The sequence below is a fragment of the Pseudomonas sp. IT-P253 genome (assembly GCF_949768125.1).
Lineage (GTDB): Bacteria > Pseudomonadota > Gammaproteobacteria > Pseudomonadales > Pseudomonadaceae > Aquipseudomonas.
Genome location: NZ_CATKPT010000011.1, coordinates 532,263 through 546,025, shown reverse-complemented (window position 1 = coordinate 546,025; position 13,763 = coordinate 532,263). Strand labels below are relative to the sequence as shown.

Sequence of the window (13,763 nt, the reverse complement as noted above, 5' to 3'; positions counted from 1 at the left end):
TTCTCCGTCCAGGCCGGTGTCAACTATTGGCAGTTGATAGCGGTCACTCCGGCGTCATCATCACCGCGAGCGTCATCTTGATGAACTCTTTGTTTTTTTCGATCGTCTCCAGGGCACTGCGGATATTACCGCCGACCTCGGTAGCTCCGCGTTGCTCGACCCAGAGGGTGAGCTCCATGGTGGCGGCTTCTAGGGCGAGTTGGTTTTCGTTGATTTTGAACAGCAGGGAAGGGAGCAGGTCTGAGTTTGGCATCGTGAATCCTCGGTGATGAGGTCAGCGTAGCAGTCGTCAATCGTGGGGGATTGTGCAGTCGGCAGAACGCCGGGGAGGGGCCGAAATAGCGTGCGTGACTTTTGCGTGACTCTCTCACGCACTTGTAAGCTCTTGTGGGCATTCGGTTGCAGCGAGCGCCAATGATTACGGGCAAAACAAGGGGCCTTGCAAGGGGCCTGCATGCATGGGGTGCTAGGGGTCGATAAAGGGGGTATGTTCGGTCGGCAGGACGCCGTAGGAGGGCGAAATGCTGTCTAAAACTACCTCGGCCTTACTCGGTTTCATTGGTCCGAAACGCGCTTAATTCGTGGTAGGGTTTTAGACAATCACCAATGCAAACCGTTGAAATACATGGTCTGTAGGCCAATTTCGATACTACTGCTGTATTGCCGCTGTCTGCATAGAGCCGTGGGGGCGACGTGAGCCCAAACGATAGACTCAGAAAGGAGGTTGCCCGACAGCTCAACTTTTTTTTAAGGGCTCCTTGTCGTGATGGCTTGTGGCCATAATAATCTCTTCGCTATTTTTGGCATAAGCATGGACGTCGAAGGATATTTATGGCGATTAAAATTTTTGAGGGCGTGGTTTCTCGAACCAGCCATGGAACTATCAGCGAAGGCTCGGTCACTACCTACGAATTCATCGAGATTGGTGGTAAGCGTGTAATGAAGGTCCAGGCTTCCAATTTGCTAGATACGTTCATCCAGGTCGGGGATAACATTGCTATCTCGACCGAGAAAGGCTTGGGTAGTCCCCACAGGGTGTGTGCCGTTCGCGAACCAGATGGTCGTGTCACGAAAATGGAAATGAGCGTTCCTGTTGCTACCTCAGTAATAGCGTTCGGCTGCTTGGTCGTGGTGGCTTTAATTCCTATGTTCTTCGCATTGGCGATTATGTCTCCCGTAGCCTCCCTTGTGCTTGGGCTCTCTTTATCTGCGGGATTGACATACCTTTTGACAAAGGACCTCTACAAGGCGCGGAACGCTCTCGATGCGCTGTCCATAGTGGCGCCAGTAGCTCGGAAGGGATAAATCGTAGTGCCAGTTTGGCCATGATTTAGTATGCATTCGCCCAACTCGCCTTGAATGGTTGGGCGGGCGCTCCACTTGCATGGTAGTAACTCTCACCACTTGCACGCTATGTCTACAAGCGCTCCAGATAACCGTCACTCCGGTGTCATCATACCGCGAGTGTTATCTTGATGAACTCGTCATTCTTGTCGACGGTGTCCAGGGCGCCTCGCATATTGTCAGTAACTACGGCCGAGCCGCGCTGCTCAACCCAATTCGTGAGCTCCATGATGGCGGCTTCCAGGGCAAGCTGGTTTTCGTCGAGCTTGAACAGCAGGGAAGGGAGCAGGTCTGAATTTGGCATCGCGATTCCTCCATGAACGAAGGCCAGCGTAGCAGCGGAAATCTGGTGACACATATAGGGGAAGGCAGCGGTCGGCAGGACGCCGGATGAAGGGAAAAAGCGGAAAGTTTTGTAACGGTTACCAAATAGTTTTGTAACGACTCCAAAAAACAGCGCCGATTCCCAAACCCCAGAAACGACAAAGCCCTGAAAAATCAGGGCTTTGTCGGTACAAATATGGCGGAGGCGATGGGATTCGAACTCATGGACCTGTTACAGTCGACGGTTTTCAAGACCGCTATTTAGATCCGCTAAATTCGCTGCGCGTAGCGATTTTTCGTTCCATTACTTTCGTCTTTCAGCACCCCTACAGACCGCATTCTACAAGGGGGCTGCTTTGAGTTATGGAACGCATTTTTCGGTTATTTAGACGGCCTGGCAATGGCGCCCACGCGGCGATAAACCCGCTCGGTGATGTCGCCTTTGGTGTGCCCCAACAGCAGACTTGCTTCGCCGACATCGAGGATTTCCGATGCAGCTTTCGGCCTGATATCCCGGAACTGGAACCCACCGATCTTTGCCGCAAGCAATTCGTCGCCAATCTCGATCGCTGCCAGCTGTGCTTTTTCTCGAGCAGTGTCCCAACGCTTTCTCAGCATCGTCGCAGTCATCCGCTTTCCGTGTCGGCTCACAATCAAATAGTTCGAGACGTGCCGAGCATTGCGCTCGGTTATCTCTGTGATGAGTTTACCAAGGCTGTTTGCCTTACCGCCGGTGGTCATCTGAATCCGCAACTTTTTGTGCGTCTTGTTCTGTTGCACTCCCAAATATCCCCCCTCTGCATCATCCTTTCGCATGACTAGAACATCTGCCGGTCGCTGCCCGGTCAGGTAGGCCAGGTCCATCGCGTCTTTCAGCTCTTGAGCTGCCTTCTTGTAAACCGCATCCCAAACCACATCATTCGCGTAATAATCCCTCGGTGTTTCCTTGTTTTTACGCACGCCCTGACAGGGGTTTTCTTTGGTCGTCAGCCCCCACTCCCGGGCGATGTTGAAAACGTGGGAGAGGGTAGCGATCTCTCTATTCGCCCGAACCTTTGCCGTTCGAGCATCCCGGTACCCAGCAATCGTGGCCGGGGTGATTGAGTCAATGGGCGCACTGTCGAACATCGGCCGCAGCTGCTTGATCTCCGACAGGTTGTCCTTCTGGGTGCGCGGTGCCTTCTTGGAGACAATGTCGCGGATGTAGCGGTCAAAGATCCCTTTCATAGTCCGCAGGTCTAGGGGCTTTTCCTTGGCTTCGAGTTCGGCCCATTTGATCCTGGCCTTGTCGAGGTCTTTGCCCAGGGGGATGTCCTTGCCTAGCAGGTCGCGGTAGTAATACGCGGTCCACACATCGCCGCTTTTCCGTGTGCGGGAGCGCTGATACATCCGAGGGGGAAGGTGGTGATATTCGGTCTTGCGGGGGCGCATATCAGTTCACTCGCGAGAAGTCTGGCGTCCATGCCGGAGCTGCCGGCGGTGGGTTGGGGTCAGCGATGGTGGGGGAGATCATTCCCAGCTTCATGCGGGCATACATCCGCCCAACCAGTGGTCGCTTGCCGCGGCTTTCTACGAACACCCAATGGCGATCTATAAGCCAGCGCCGCTGGTATGCCCGAGCTTTGTAGCCAGTAAGATCCGCCAGCTCTTCGTCCGAGAGAATTTCAGTTTCCATAGAGATGCTCCGTGCCGCGCGTGGCGGCAGAAGGGGGGAGGGGTCAGATGATGGCGGTTAGCGTCTGACTGCCGTCGGCATGAGTAGTCGTCATATGCATTACGGATCGGCTGGGCGGCCTGATGATGTTCAATGCCTGGACAAATTTCTCGTCAGACACATCGTCATTACCTGGAAGGATGGTTGTGCAGTAGAGCGTTTCATCATCCTCGTCCTGCAGCTGGGCAGAGAGCAGCAGCGCGATGTTGTGCTCTTTGCAGATGTTGATGATCTGGTGAACCAGAGGGCTGATTTGTTCGTCGTATACGTTTTCTTTGGACATGACTGTTCCTTTGCCGCTATAGCGGCTGACTTTGAGTTGGTTAATGAATTTTGAGTGAGAGCGCCGGATATTAGGATTTTCGAGCCGGCGTTAAGATTTTCTAGGAGTGGAGTACAGATGTGCTCCTGCCGGGATACGGCTGACTTTGAAGGGGGAGAGTGGTGTTATTTATGGGGCGAGGCAGAGATTTTGGAGTAAGTGTTGATGTCAGTTGTGGCCAGAAGGCAGCGACCATCCTGAAACTTTGCGTAGAAGGTTATTTCCTTTTTTCTATTACATAGCAACCAGCCTGCAACTAGCCCAATCGGCCCTAAAAACAATGCTCCAGCTAGGCTCCATCGAATAATGCTTCCTTGATTACTTACGACTTCTTCGGTTGCTGTTTCCAAGACTTCTATTTTTGATATGGGTATCGTTAATTCGCGAGCAGGTTTTAATACGGATTTTAGAGTGAACAGTCCAGATTGAAATTCTGCATCACCTGCTAGAAAGTCACCGGAGATCACCGTTATTTTCGACATGGTGTTTCTCTTCTGATCAGGTTTAGCCAGCTGGTTACTGGGCTCCAAAGGTCCCTGTCAGTCAATCGAGTTGCGACAAAAGGTGAGGCCGATGGTCACTCCCTCGATACCAGATCATGAGCATTCACAACCGTCATGCCGAGGCGGTCGGCTATCAGCGCTTCTGTGCACATGGGGGTAATTTCGCTATGTCGTTGAAATTTGAATCGTGCTGTGAGAAATTCGCTGCCCGGCAGCCAGCTGTGGAAAGCAAAGGCTTTCCAGAGATGGCTCGAGTGGCTTAAGGCACCGACCTACGAAGTCGGCGGTTGCGCAAGTGGCCCGCGGGTTCGAATCCCGCTCTCTCCACAAAACCCCTTCCAGCAATGGAGGGGGTTTTGCGGTTCTGGGGTTCCGCTTTTTAAGCTGCGAGGCGCTGATAAAGCTCGATGATGTCGGCTGCGTTGGCCGCAACCAGTGCTTCAGCTTCATCTGGACAGACACTGTTGCCGATCAGCCGGACCTGATCTGTTTTGTTGATGTCTCGCCACTCTTCAGCGCCGGTGACCGGATCAACGAACAGTCCGCGGTCGATGATGTAGTCCTTGTCGAATCCCTGCGCCGCCTTCAGTTCAGGTGGTTGCAGCATGCGCAGGGTGATGTCCACCAGCACGTAGCCACCGACCATCACCATTTCGGCAGGGTCTTTGAAATGCTCCGGCAGGTGCTCGTGCATGAAGGCGGCGCAGCGCCGGGCGCCTTCCATCTGTTCGGGTGTCAGCGTGTCCGGTACCTGCACAACCTCGACAAGAGCTACTCGGTCTTTCGTCGGCAGGGTATGCATCGGCTCGGTGAGCGATATGCCGTCCTTCTCGTTGCCGTAATACTTCACCAGGTAGGCGTTCACCAGGCGCTGATTGGCGCCGGACTGGCAGATGGTTGAGAGCGGCGAGTCGGCGGCGCGGCCATCACCGTTATAGAAACCGCCGTTCGCCTGCTCGAAGAACGCTGCGACAACGCCATGCCGTGCGGCCCCAGCCATAACTGTCTGTACCGGCTCGTCAGGTGAGGTGCCGACAGAGTTCTGACCAAAAGCCGTCATGTGTGCAGCTACCATTGCGAAGTGCCCACCCTTGACCTGAGCCACCTGCGTGCGCAGCGGTTCCTGCACATCGAAGTTGCGCTGGGCTGAACCGTTGGCGCACTCGGTGAGGAATGGCGCCGCCACTGGCTGCACCAGTGCGTGATGCGTGCCGCCGGCGCTGATGGTCGAGAGGGCTTCGTCCACGCCGTGGGTACTGGTGTGTGATTCCGAGGTGCCACGCATCGGGACAATGAACGGCTTCGCACTGGTCAGCACATGCCTCCAACAGCCCTTGGCCACGCGGCGCATGGTGTTCACCGCCATTGGCTTGTCGCGGAAAATCGTGCGGCCGAGGTTGCTCCAGTCGATGCACTCTGCTGCGGTGCGCCACGGGTGCTGCCTTGCCGTAGGCCGCTTGTGGCGCTTCGGCACCGGCCAGACGATCGGCTTTCCGTCGCTGCGCGCCACCAGGTACAGGCGCTTGCGGATGGTCGGCGTTCCGGCGTTGGCGGCGATTCGCTCGCGCCATTCGACGTTGTAGCCAAGGCCGCGCACCAGTGTTTCCATCGGCACGAACTCCCCGATAGCCTGCATGATCTCCGGCATGTCCGGGTGATCGGCGGGCAGCCCCACGCTGATCGCAGCAATGAACGCCTTGAAGGTACGCCCGCGCTCGGCCTTGATTGGCTGGCCCTCTTCGTCGATCGGTCCCCAGTCGCAGAACTCTTCGACGTTCTCCAAGAAGAGCAGTCGCGTCTTGGTGATGAAACACCAGCGGATCACCACCCATGCCAGCCCGCGAACGCCTCGGTCACGCGGCGCGCCACCTTTGGCCTTGCTGTGGTGGCGGCAGTCGGGCGATGCCCAGATGATCGCCACAGGCTGGCCGCCGGTTGCTTTTCGAGGGCACACCTCATACACGTCGGCAACGTAGTGCGCCGTCTGTGGGTGGTTGGCGCGGTGCACGGCCAAGGCGATCGGGTTGTGGTTCACGGCCACGTCCGGCTCTCGGTAGGCCCGGGCAATGCCGGTGCTGGCGCCACCGCCACCGGCGAACAGGTCCACCACCAGTTCTTTTTCGAACGGCAGGCCCATGCTTGGCTGACCATGGATGAACTGGGGTAATTTCTGTTGTACGGACATAGGGGATCCTCGCCGGTATAGTTCCGGGATCTACAGGGAGTGTTTTATGGAGTTTGCAGACGTTTTAGGCTGGATAGAGAAACATCCAGGGCTAGCATCTTGGGTTCAAGCTATCGGGGCTATCGCAGCGCTTGGTCTCGCTTTGTGGATACCTAATCGGCAACGACTTGCTGAACGCAAAGAGGTTGAAGAAAAGAGGAAGTCAATGCTGCTGGTTTTCTTGGTCGAATGTGAATGGGTCATAGCCATCACACAGAAAGACTCTGCCACGTTAGATGTTCGGAAGAAGCTGATTCGCGAGCTGCTGGCAGGGGTTCGTTTGGTCATTGAGGCAGACACCAACCCTGATAGTGCAGCGGACTGTTTGAGGCTTAAATATAACTTCGAAGGTCTACTTTTCGAGCTGGAAGAGAACGAAGTGGAAATGGAAAAGTGGCTGGAGCTTACCGACCGGGCATTACATCGAATTGCTATCGCTAAAGAAGCTCACTGCGCAGGCATTCGAACGGCAACGGATATAGGTTCCGTTTCCCGAGTGTCATGACCAATGACCACGCCATATTTCGTCACTGGCGTTGGCGTGATTCGTTGAAGTGGGGTATTTATTTATGTCGAACTCAGCCTGACGGGAGGCCGACATGAGACTGCAAAGCGATATCGATGCACTTGCGGCAATCGAAGAAGACGCTCAGATGATGCTCAAGCGGATAGGGATCCCCGACGACAAGCAGAAGCTTGAGGTCGTCATTTGCTTGCGGCAGATCATTGAGCTGGCTACTTACAGGAAGGCGATTGACCGATTTACAGAGCCTTCAGCGCAATAGGTGAGGGTGGGGGCAGGCGCTTTTCATGAGGCATCAAATGCGAAAAATCATACTGCTGGTGTTTGTGATACTGCTCGCCGGATGCACCACGGGGGAGCTGATGTCGGATATTCAGCCAGGTATGACGAAGGACGAGGTAACTAGCGTTCTTGGTAGGCCGGATGGATATCAGTCACGCGGAGAGTTTGAAGCCTTGAAGTACTCGCATCGCCTGGTCAGTGGCTGGGCGTGGGACCGAGCGGATTACTTTGTGATCCTCAACGCAAACAAGGTGGTTGAGTACGGAACTGGCGAGGTTCGAGTTAAAGACATGAGCAGCAATGTCCTGTTCTTGGTCCCCCTCAAATAGCGCGATGTCTTCAGCGACGGTATGCGGTGGCGTGATTCGTTGAAGTGGGGTATTTGTGTTCGGCCCGGCATGGAGCCGGATCAAGGAGTTGCGATGTTCCCAAATGCTTGCTGCGAAAAATCTATACGGTCGTACGACGAAGAAGACGATCTGGGAAGCTTCGAAGTGCTCAGCGGTCGCGACGCAGTTGATGAGGCCCTTTTTATCAAGTGCAAGGACTGCGGAGATGAATGGAGCAGGAAGTACCAGAGGAGCGGCACGCTTATTTGGACAAAAACCAAAGAGGTTTTTCAGCCCTCATAGCCAGCCGCACCATTTTCTAGGCGGCGACGCGCTTTAATTGCTCGGTGAGCTGAGTAGGCAGGCCGTGCAGCGTCAGCGTGCCGCCGTCTTTGTCGAACTCGATTTTGGAGCCAAGCAGGTGTTGCTCGAAGCTGATCGATAGGCCCTCAGCGCGACCTGTGAAGCGCCGGAATTTGTTCAGGGTCTTTTTGTCCGCGGGTATGGTGGGCGACAGGCCGTAGTCCTTGTTGCGAATGAAATCGGCGAAGGCCTTCGGTTGATCTTCATCAATCAGTTCCGACAGATCATCAAGGGTGATGGGCTCACCGATCTTGGCTTGGGCCATGGAGTAGCTGACCAAGGCGTGGGTTTTTTCCCGGGCCAATTCTTCTCCCAGGTCTTCGTTCTCAACGAAGTCACTGAACGCCTTGAGCAGGGTTCGGGTTTCGCCCGGACCGTCGACACCTTCCTGACAACCAATGAAGTCGCGGAAGTAATCGTTTGCCTTTCGGCCATTCTTGCCCTTGATGAACGAAATATACTGGCGGGACGCTGGGTTGCTCTTCCACTCACTGAGATTGATGCGCGCGGCCAGACGGATGTGATCGAGATCCAGGCGCCGAATAGGCATCAGCGTCAGCCCGTCGGTCATGATCACCGCCTCGGTTTCCTGTAGCAGGGCAATGACCAGGTAATCGGTCATGCCTTGCAAGTAGTGGCAGAAGAGGGCGCTGCCGCCAATCGACAGGTTGGATTCCTCCATGAGCTTTGTCAGGTGCTCAACGGCGTCGCCACTGAAATCCACGAAGTCTACGGTGCCAGCCATGTACTTACTGAGCCAGCCACTGAGTGGGAAGGCGCCCGATTCGGCATGAAAAAAACCCCAGGCCTTTCCGGTCTTGGCGTTGTAGCTTTCGTTGAGCTGGGTGATCAGATCGTCGCGGGCTTGGCTCTCGGCCAGTTCTGTGCCGCTGCGGTGCAGGATCGCCGGACTGCCGTCGGGCTTCTTGTCGATTTTGTGGATTATGCTGTGAAGAACAGGCATTGCGATTACCTCGGATAGGCGCCGCCCTCCGAGATCGGATGCGGTGGCGAGATGTGGGTTTGTGGGCTATTGGTTCATGACCCGGCATGAGCCAGGAAGACAGGGAGCTAATAATGAAAACGCTGATAGTTGATCACTCTTGGACCAAAATCGTCGAGCGAGATGAGTTCGCTAAGGTCGCGCTGGCGGCAAAGATTGAACAGATCGAAGAAATCGAAGCTGCCATTCGAGCGGTTGAAGGTGAAGAGGCAGCCCGCAATGCTCTAAATGATGGCTTGATAAAGCATGCATTAATGCGCTGCCTGGAGAACTTGCAGGGATCTGCATCCGTAACAGAGCAGGACTACTGGGTCTGTTACGAGTTTGCGACAACTGCTGCGAAGAATGCTGAGCGAATCATTGACGAAGAGCTTTCGCACGTAGGGTCGTGATCGTAGGCGCCGCGCTCCGTGACCGGATGCGACAGCGTGTAGTGGCGTTTTGCCCATATATGAGCTATTCATCTCGTACCCGGCATAAAGTCGGATCAAGGAAGAGCAGATGATTACTGATCGCGAAGTCGCACTTGAGCAGGCGCTTGTAGCCATCATTGGAGCGGCCATTGCCAGCGGGCTAGATGTAAAAACTCTGATGGATAATGCGGCAGCGGGCTTATTGAGTAACGCCCCATACCGCTGGGTTGGGCACCCGCATGTGTCAAACGCCATTCAAGTTATGAGCGCTGCTCATGAGCTGGCATTGGCCACCGCGCCAGTCTAAAAGCTAAGGTGGGCTTATTCGTCGCGGCAGATACGCAGCGCCTCACGCTGATAAGCCTGAGCCAGCTTACGCGACACATTTTCGCTTATCGTGAATTTGTGTCGCGACATGGTAGCGAAGCGGGCGGACTCTTCGGCTGGCGCATCGGCCAGGTTGATCAGCAACGTCGATACCGTCTCCTGCCATTCCTCGAAGTCGTGGCGCTCGCCCAGCACCTGAAGTGCATCAGCCAGCGCCTTCGACACAATCAGCGTGCGTTTCTCGGCACCAATCCGGTCGAGCAAGGCTTTCTCCTTGGCACGCTTGTCCTTCTGAATATCCGCGTTGCTCTTGGCCATCGCCTGCCTCTTCAATTCCGTGGGCTGGAATATCCAGCCATGTCTGTCGTCGGCGCTGGCGCACCTGATTGCTGATGCGTCTCATGCTGCGACCTTTACCTGATGCCAGGCCCCGGCGGCATAGAACAACTTCGCCGCCTGCGCCTCTTCAAGCGACACCTCTGCGGGAACGGCGATCCATCCAGACGCAACCAGATGGTTCGGATTGCAGCTGTTTCGCAGCTCTAGGTAGTAATGCTCGATGGCATCCGTCAGGCGCTCTACCTTGTAGATGCCCTCCGGCGATATCTCCACCGACTTGACGTACTCAACGCCGCGCTCGTCTCGACACATGGCGCTGAGGTAAATCGTCCAGCGGTAGGAAAAATCGAACAGAGCGTTGGCGATCGCCAAGCTCCGGATCTGCCGGCAGTTCTTCCAGTTCGCCATGATCTGCGCACCGCTGGGGTCGATGTTCACGACGGCGACATGATTCGTCCTGAGCAATGCCCGGCAGCTGCGTTCGGCGCGGGCGAAGCCGTTGTTTGCCTTGCGCTTGCTCATAACGCCTCCGCGAGTTTCCGCAGCGCCTTGCGCTCAGCCGCAGTGATGGCGGGGCGGCGGCGCTTGAGGACGGTTTCGGGATCGATCTTTGTGGAGCGCTCAGCAGGTGGTGGATTGATTTGAGCAGGCTCGGATCTGGAGAAGCGTCCGCCCGCGGCCAGGTGCTGCTCGACCTGGCTGGAAAGCTCCAGCGCTTTATCGCGCCGGAACTCGATATCATATTTTAGGTTGCTGATCATGATGGCCACCTCATTCGTTATCAGGCACTTAACCGATGAGCTTGCGCACGAGCTCTGTCCGCGACCTCATCAACCATGCGATTCAGTTCCAGGTTGAACTGGACGAGCTCTTTGTGCAGGTTGGCGATGTAGTCTTCGTCGCGGTGAATCGTCTCGATGTAGAGCTGACACTCTTCATCTTGGCGAGAATCGAACGACAGAAAGTCCCACCATTTCCGTCCCGTAACGAACATGCAGCCCTGGACCTGCGGCATGTGCTCTTCGGGCATGCCTTCGAGCCACGTCCTGACGTGTATCGCCTCGTTGAAAGGACACTTCGACTCGGTCCCGCCGTCATCGTTGATCAGGCCGTCTGGCGAACAGCCGAGCCAGTCATACTTCGGGTGAACAATGAACTCTGACGGCATGACGATGTTGCCGGTCAACATCTCGTAGGCGTCCTGAGCCTTCTGTTCTTCGGTGTGCCCCCACTTCATGGAAGCGCTGCTGACGTTATGCTTGGACTTCTTTGCCAGTCGCTCGAAGCACAGTTCGCGCATGTATGAGGTGCGCGCCCCCATAGGCTCGCGCTTCCCATTTTTGTCAGGCTTTCCCCAGGCCATCACGTCTTTAAACCGACTGGCTGTCACTCGGCCAGATCGGTCTGCATGCCACTTTTCAGTACCCTGAAGTTCCGCTCTCACTACGCCGCCTCCTCGGCCTGAGACAGGTCGTCGTTGGTGCCGGTCATGTCGGTAAAGTCGCCATCAACGGTTGCGGCCATGTTCTTGAGTGCTTCGTGGCATTCCAGGCCGATTGCTGCGCGCTGCTTCGGCTTGAGAGCTGCCCAGGCTGTCGCGTAGGCTTCTATGTCCTGCCGCCTCGCGACGACCAAAAGGTCTGCGAATACCCCGTCGATTTCCGGCGACGGGGATTTCGGGCCGAACGACACACCAGCAGCGGCAGCGGTGTTTGAAGCCTGCTTCGCAGGGGTGATATCGATTTCGCCGCCGTACGAGTCTTCGAATTCATCGGGTGTATAGACGCCGAGGATGACGTCAGGGCAGAAGAGTCGCGCCCATTTTTTAGTCACCAAGTAGGCAATCTGCTGCTTGGGATCTTCCGCCCAAAGCGTCGAGTTCCGCGTACGGACCTGGGTGAGCAGAAGTTCCAGAACGCGTGGTTCGTCTTCGCCTTTGAAAGTTGCCCAGACCCTGATCCCGAGACCTCTCTCGTCGTCAAAGCTCCAGGCCGGAACGCGGTACTTCTTGAACTCGCCAGTGTCCTCGTCCTTCTTGGTCTTGCTGGTGACTTCGCGCATCTTCCCGATGACGTTTTCCCAGGTGCCGAACCACTCGAAGTTCAAGCGACCCTTGACTGGTGCCTTGGCGGTGATCACTGCGTTAACGAGCTGCGCCTCATAGCTCAGCGCACCGCCGTTGACGATGAACGTCTTCTGCGCAACAGCGAATGGGTTCATCTGCCACTGCATTGCTTGTAGCACTACCGCCATGCAGTCGGCTTGATTGCCCTTCAGATGCTTGGGGACTGTTGTCACGCCCTTCGACATCATCAGCGCGAGGTCGCTCATCGACTTCATGGTGCCCGGATCGAGAATAAGCGCTGCCGCGTTGTGCGATGGATCGTGGTATGTGGCGAGGCCGGTTGGTGCTTGAGTGTCTGAGTCGGTCATTGCGCTCTCCGTGGTCGACGAGGATTTAGTCGACCTTCAGATGGAAAGGGAGGTTAGAAGCGGATGGCGCGAAGCCAGGCGCGAGCAGTGTCGAGATCCACGTCGAAGCCCAGAGCTACAACCTCGACAATGTCGTCAACCGATGGTGCGGTCGTAGTCAGATCGTCGGATTGAGCAACGATCGCCTGTGCTTCTTCGACCTTCTCTGCGACCGCGGGCGCAGCTACTGAAGTGGCTGGAGCGGGTGCGGCGGCCTGGGCGCGCAGACGGGCCAGCTCTTCCTGATCGCGTTGATACTGTGCGTCGCGTTCACGCTGCTGACGCTGTTGCTCTTCCTGCTGCTCACGCTGTTGCCGTTGCTGTGCTTCCATGTCGCGGCGCTGCTGGTCCAGCTCGTCCTGCTGTTGCTTCAAACGCTTGCGGTCTTCCTCGGCGCGCTGTTTGCGCAGCTCCTCAGATTCAGCGTCGGCAATGCGTTGCTTCTCGCGCAGCTCACCAAGTTCTTTCTGCTGGGCCAGCAGCTTGGCGGCAGCCTCTTCTCGTTCAACAGCAGACTTGTGTAGCGTTTCAAGCTGCTCAATAGCGTTGTCGCGGGCGATGGTGCCTTCAGCTTCGAACTCGGCATATTCTTCGGGCAGGATCACCGATTCCTTGACGCCTTGCAGAATGGTCGCGACATCGGCAGCGCTACGGCTTGCATATGCGGCAGCGACGGAGCTGAAGCGGGTAATCTTTGCCCGGATGGCTTCGACACGTTCAGTCTCGACACGCTCGCGCTCTGCTTTGGCATCAGCTACGCGTTTTTCCTCAGCCTTAATTGCTTCGTCGACAGGCGTTTCAATTGCCAGCACACGATCTTTCAGCGTCTCGCCGAACTCCTTAACCTGGTTGACGCGAGCCTGGGCATCTTTGACTTTCTGCTGATAGGGAACGAGCGCCGTCTTGGTGGTGTTCGCCAAGGCATAGCGCACGTCGCGGATATCGACGCGAACTTCCTTCGCATTCGCCAAGCCTTCGCTGGTCGAGCAGTCAACGACCAGCTTCGCGTAAGTTGTCTCCAGACGAACGATCTGTTCCTCGTGCGGCCGATATTCGGCGATGTCGGTGACGGCTACCGCAGGGACTACAGATTTTTGTACATCGTCGCTTTCGCTAGCTTCGAGCGGTTCTTGTGCGAGTGCTTGTTTAGTATTTGTGGACATGAAAGTTCCTTGCGGCGCGGTGCGCAGCTTTGAAGGTGTGGGTTATTGAGTGATCTGGCCGGAGTAGGCGCTTGCCAGCATCCAGGCAGTGAAGTAGAGCAGGGCGATGGCTGAACCG

The 13,763-nt window shown here is 56.0% G+C and carries 20 protein-coding genes and 1 tRNA gene; 7 read left to right on the top strand and 14 right to left on the bottom strand.

All coding sequences use genetic code 11. The annotated features are described in order from the left end of the window. Positions 1 to 43 precede the first annotated feature (43 nt). Positions 44 to 253, bottom strand: coding sequence for a hypothetical protein (locus tag ACM6IR_RS08430; protein WP_414907270.1), 210 nt, complete (start codon positions 251 to 253; stop codon positions 44 to 46). Positions 254 to 831: 578 nt separating this feature from the next. On the opposite strand from ACM6IR_RS08430, the gene ACM6IR_RS08425 reads away from it, so the two are divergent. Continuing rightward, positions 832 to 1,305, top strand: coding sequence for a hypothetical protein (locus ACM6IR_RS08425; protein WP_414907269.1), 474 nt, complete (start codon positions 832 to 834; stop codon positions 1,303 to 1,305). 148 nt (positions 1,306 to 1,453) lie between these two features. Here ACM6IR_RS08425 and ACM6IR_RS08420 read toward each other — a convergent pair whose 3' ends face one another. The 5 genes from ACM6IR_RS08420 to ACM6IR_RS08400 form a co-directional block, all read right to left on the bottom strand. Beyond that, on the bottom strand, positions 1,454 to 1,648 hold the full coding sequence (locus ACM6IR_RS08420) for a hypothetical protein (protein WP_414907268.1): 195 nt from the start codon (positions 1,646 to 1,648) through the stop codon (positions 1,454 to 1,456). 401 nt (positions 1,649 to 2,049) lie between these two features. Next, positions 2,050 to 3,099, bottom strand: a complete 1,050-nt coding sequence (locus tag ACM6IR_RS08415; protein ID WP_414907267.1) for a tyrosine-type recombinase/integrase — start codon at positions 3,097 to 3,099, stop codon at positions 2,050 to 2,052. A 1-nt stretch (position 3,100) separates the two neighbouring features. Further along, a complete protein-coding gene (locus tag ACM6IR_RS08410; RefSeq protein WP_414907266.1) occupies positions 3,101 to 3,343 on the bottom strand; it encodes a DUF4224 domain-containing protein in 243 nt (80 codons plus the stop codon). Positions 3,344 to 3,386: 43 nt separating this feature from the next. Further along, positions 3,387 to 3,665, bottom strand: a complete 279-nt coding sequence (locus ACM6IR_RS08405) for a hypothetical protein (RefSeq protein WP_414907265.1) — start codon at positions 3,663 to 3,665, stop codon at positions 3,387 to 3,389. Positions 3,666 to 3,829: 164 nt separating this feature from the next. Further along, a complete protein-coding gene (locus ACM6IR_RS08400; RefSeq protein WP_414907264.1) occupies positions 3,830 to 4,186 on the bottom strand; it encodes a hypothetical protein in 357 nt (118 codons plus the stop codon). 262 nt (positions 4,187 to 4,448) lie between these two features. Here ACM6IR_RS08400 and ACM6IR_RS08395 point away from each other — a divergent pair. Next, positions 4,449 to 4,534, top strand: a tRNA-Arg gene (locus ACM6IR_RS08395). Between the two features lie 52 nt (positions 4,535 to 4,586). Here ACM6IR_RS08395 and ACM6IR_RS08390 read toward each other — a convergent pair. Further along, the gene (locus ACM6IR_RS08390; RefSeq protein WP_414907263.1) at positions 4,587 to 6,392 is read right to left on the bottom strand and encodes a DNA cytosine methyltransferase; all 1,806 of its coding nucleotides are present in this window, start codon (positions 6,390 to 6,392) and stop codon (positions 4,587 to 4,589) included. 46 nt (positions 6,393 to 6,438) lie between these two features. On the opposite strand from ACM6IR_RS08390, the gene ACM6IR_RS08385 reads away from it, so the two are divergent. The 3 genes from ACM6IR_RS08385 (at position 6,439) to ACM6IR_RS08375 (ending at position 7,565) form a co-directional block, all read left to right on the top strand. After that, positions 6,439 to 6,936: a hypothetical protein gene (locus tag ACM6IR_RS08385; protein WP_414907262.1), complete on the top strand. Its 498-nt coding sequence runs from the start codon at positions 6,439 to 6,441 to the stop codon at positions 6,934 to 6,936. 94 nt (positions 6,937 to 7,030) lie between these two features. After that, a complete protein-coding gene (locus tag ACM6IR_RS08380; protein ID WP_414907261.1) occupies positions 7,031 to 7,216 on the top strand; it encodes a hypothetical protein in 186 nt (61 codons plus the stop codon). A gap of 37 nt (positions 7,217 to 7,253) precedes the next feature. Continuing rightward, positions 7,254 to 7,565 (top strand): hypothetical protein, encoded by a 312-nt coding sequence (locus ACM6IR_RS08375; protein ID WP_414907260.1) that lies wholly within the window; start codon positions 7,254 to 7,256, stop codon positions 7,563 to 7,565. A 319-nt stretch (positions 7,566 to 7,884) separates the two neighbouring features. On the opposite strand, the gene yejK is transcribed toward ACM6IR_RS08375, so the two are convergent. Then, positions 7,885 to 8,892 (bottom strand): nucleoid-associated protein YejK, encoded by a 1,008-nt coding sequence (gene yejK, locus ACM6IR_RS08370; RefSeq protein ID WP_414907259.1) that lies wholly within the window; start codon positions 8,890 to 8,892, stop codon positions 7,885 to 7,887. 113 nt (positions 8,893 to 9,005) lie between these two features. Here yejK and ACM6IR_RS08365 point away from each other — a divergent pair, with 113 nt between their 5' ends. Further along, positions 9,006 to 9,323, top strand: coding sequence for a hypothetical protein (locus tag ACM6IR_RS08365; protein ID WP_414907258.1), 318 nt, complete (start codon positions 9,006 to 9,008; stop codon positions 9,321 to 9,323). Positions 9,324 to 9,432: 109 nt separating this feature from the next. Continuing rightward, positions 9,433 to 9,651, top strand: coding sequence for a hypothetical protein (locus tag ACM6IR_RS08360; protein ID WP_414907257.1), 219 nt, complete (start codon positions 9,433 to 9,435; stop codon positions 9,649 to 9,651). Positions 9,652 to 9,665: 14 nt separating this feature from the next. Here ACM6IR_RS08360 and ACM6IR_RS08355 read toward each other — a convergent pair whose 3' ends face one another. From ACM6IR_RS08355 to ACM6IR_RS08330, 6 genes are all read right to left on the bottom strand, one after another. After that, positions 9,666 to 9,989 (bottom strand): hypothetical protein, encoded by a 324-nt coding sequence (locus ACM6IR_RS08355; RefSeq protein WP_414907256.1) that lies wholly within the window; start codon positions 9,987 to 9,989, stop codon positions 9,666 to 9,668. 81 nt (positions 9,990 to 10,070) lie between these two features. Then, on the bottom strand, positions 10,071 to 10,532 hold the full coding sequence (locus tag ACM6IR_RS08350; protein WP_414907255.1) for a hypothetical protein: 462 nt from the start codon (positions 10,530 to 10,532) through the stop codon (positions 10,071 to 10,073). Continuing rightward, a complete protein-coding gene (locus tag ACM6IR_RS08345; protein WP_414907254.1) occupies positions 10,529 to 10,771 on the bottom strand; it encodes a hypothetical protein in 243 nt (80 codons plus the stop codon). The genes ACM6IR_RS08350 and ACM6IR_RS08345 overlap by 4 nt, the downstream gene beginning before the upstream one ends. 20 nt (positions 10,772 to 10,791) lie before the next feature. Then, positions 10,792 to 11,454 (bottom strand): lambda exonuclease family protein, encoded by a 663-nt coding sequence (locus ACM6IR_RS08340; RefSeq protein ID WP_414907253.1) that lies wholly within the window; start codon positions 11,452 to 11,454, stop codon positions 10,792 to 10,794. Further along, on the bottom strand, positions 11,454 to 12,443 hold the full coding sequence (locus tag ACM6IR_RS08335; protein ID WP_414907252.1) for a RecT family recombinase: 990 nt from the start codon (positions 12,441 to 12,443) through the stop codon (positions 11,454 to 11,456). The genes ACM6IR_RS08340 and ACM6IR_RS08335 overlap by 1 nt, the downstream gene beginning before the upstream one ends. 53 nt (positions 12,444 to 12,496) lie before the next feature. Continuing rightward, positions 12,497 to 13,645 carry a hypothetical protein gene (locus ACM6IR_RS08330; RefSeq protein WP_414907251.1) on the bottom strand — a complete coding sequence of 383 codons (1,149 nt, stop codon included), beginning with the start codon at positions 13,643 to 13,645 and terminating at the stop codon, positions 12,497 to 12,499. Between the last annotated feature and the right edge of the window lie 118 nt (positions 13,646 to 13,763).

Coding starts and splice junctions, on each gene's coding strand:
- ACM6IR_RS08430 (WP_414907270.1), bottom strand. CDS start 253: ATGCCAAACTCAGACCTGCTCCCTTCCCTGCTGTTCAAAATCAACGAA.
- ACM6IR_RS08425 (WP_414907269.1), top strand. CDS start 832: ATGGCGATTAAAATTTTTGAGGGCGTGGTTTCTCGAACCAGCCATGGA.
- ACM6IR_RS08420 (WP_414907268.1), bottom strand. CDS start 1,648: ATGCCAAATTCAGACCTGCTCCCTTCCCTGCTGTTCAAGCTCGACGAA.
- ACM6IR_RS08415 (WP_414907267.1), bottom strand. CDS start 3,099: ATGCGCCCCCGCAAGACCGAATATCACCACCTTCCCCCTCGGATGTAT.
- ACM6IR_RS08410 (WP_414907266.1), bottom strand. CDS start 3,343: ATGGAAACTGAAATTCTCTCGGACGAAGAGCTGGCGGATCTTACTGGC.
- ACM6IR_RS08405 (WP_414907265.1), bottom strand. CDS start 3,665: ATGTCCAAAGAAAACGTATACGACGAACAAATCAGCCCTCTGGTTCAC.
- ACM6IR_RS08400 (WP_414907264.1), bottom strand. CDS start 4,186: ATGTCGAAAATAACGGTGATCTCCGGTGACTTTCTAGCAGGTGATGCA.
- ACM6IR_RS08390 (WP_414907263.1), bottom strand. CDS start 6,392: ATGTCCGTACAACAGAAATTACCCCAGTTCATCCATGGTCAGCCAAGC.
- ACM6IR_RS08385 (WP_414907262.1), top strand. CDS start 6,439: ATGGAGTTTGCAGACGTTTTAGGCTGGATAGAGAAACATCCAGGGCTA.
- ACM6IR_RS08380 (WP_414907261.1), top strand. CDS start 7,031: ATGAGACTGCAAAGCGATATCGATGCACTTGCGGCAATCGAAGAAGAC.
- ACM6IR_RS08375 (WP_414907260.1), top strand. CDS start 7,254: ATGCGAAAAATCATACTGCTGGTGTTTGTGATACTGCTCGCCGGATGC.
- yejK (WP_414907259.1), bottom strand. CDS start 8,892: ATGCCTGTTCTTCACAGCATAATCCACAAAATCGACAAGAAGCCCGAC.
- ACM6IR_RS08365 (WP_414907258.1), top strand. CDS start 9,006: ATGAAAACGCTGATAGTTGATCACTCTTGGACCAAAATCGTCGAGCGA.
- ACM6IR_RS08360 (WP_414907257.1), top strand. CDS start 9,433: ATGATTACTGATCGCGAAGTCGCACTTGAGCAGGCGCTTGTAGCCATC.
- ACM6IR_RS08355 (WP_414907256.1), bottom strand. CDS start 9,989: ATGGCCAAGAGCAACGCGGATATTCAGAAGGACAAGCGTGCCAAGGAG.
- ACM6IR_RS08350 (WP_414907255.1), bottom strand. CDS start 10,532: ATGAGCAAGCGCAAGGCAAACAACGGCTTCGCCCGCGCCGAACGCAGC.
- ACM6IR_RS08345 (WP_414907254.1), bottom strand. CDS start 10,771: ATGATCAGCAACCTAAAATATGATATCGAGTTCCGGCGCGATAAAGCG.
- ACM6IR_RS08335 (WP_414907252.1), bottom strand. CDS start 12,443: ATGACCGACTCAGACACTCAAGCACCAACCGGCCTCGCCACATACCAC.
- ACM6IR_RS08330 (WP_414907251.1), bottom strand. CDS start 13,645: ATGTCCACAAATACTAAACAAGCACTCGCACAAGAACCGCTCGAAGCT.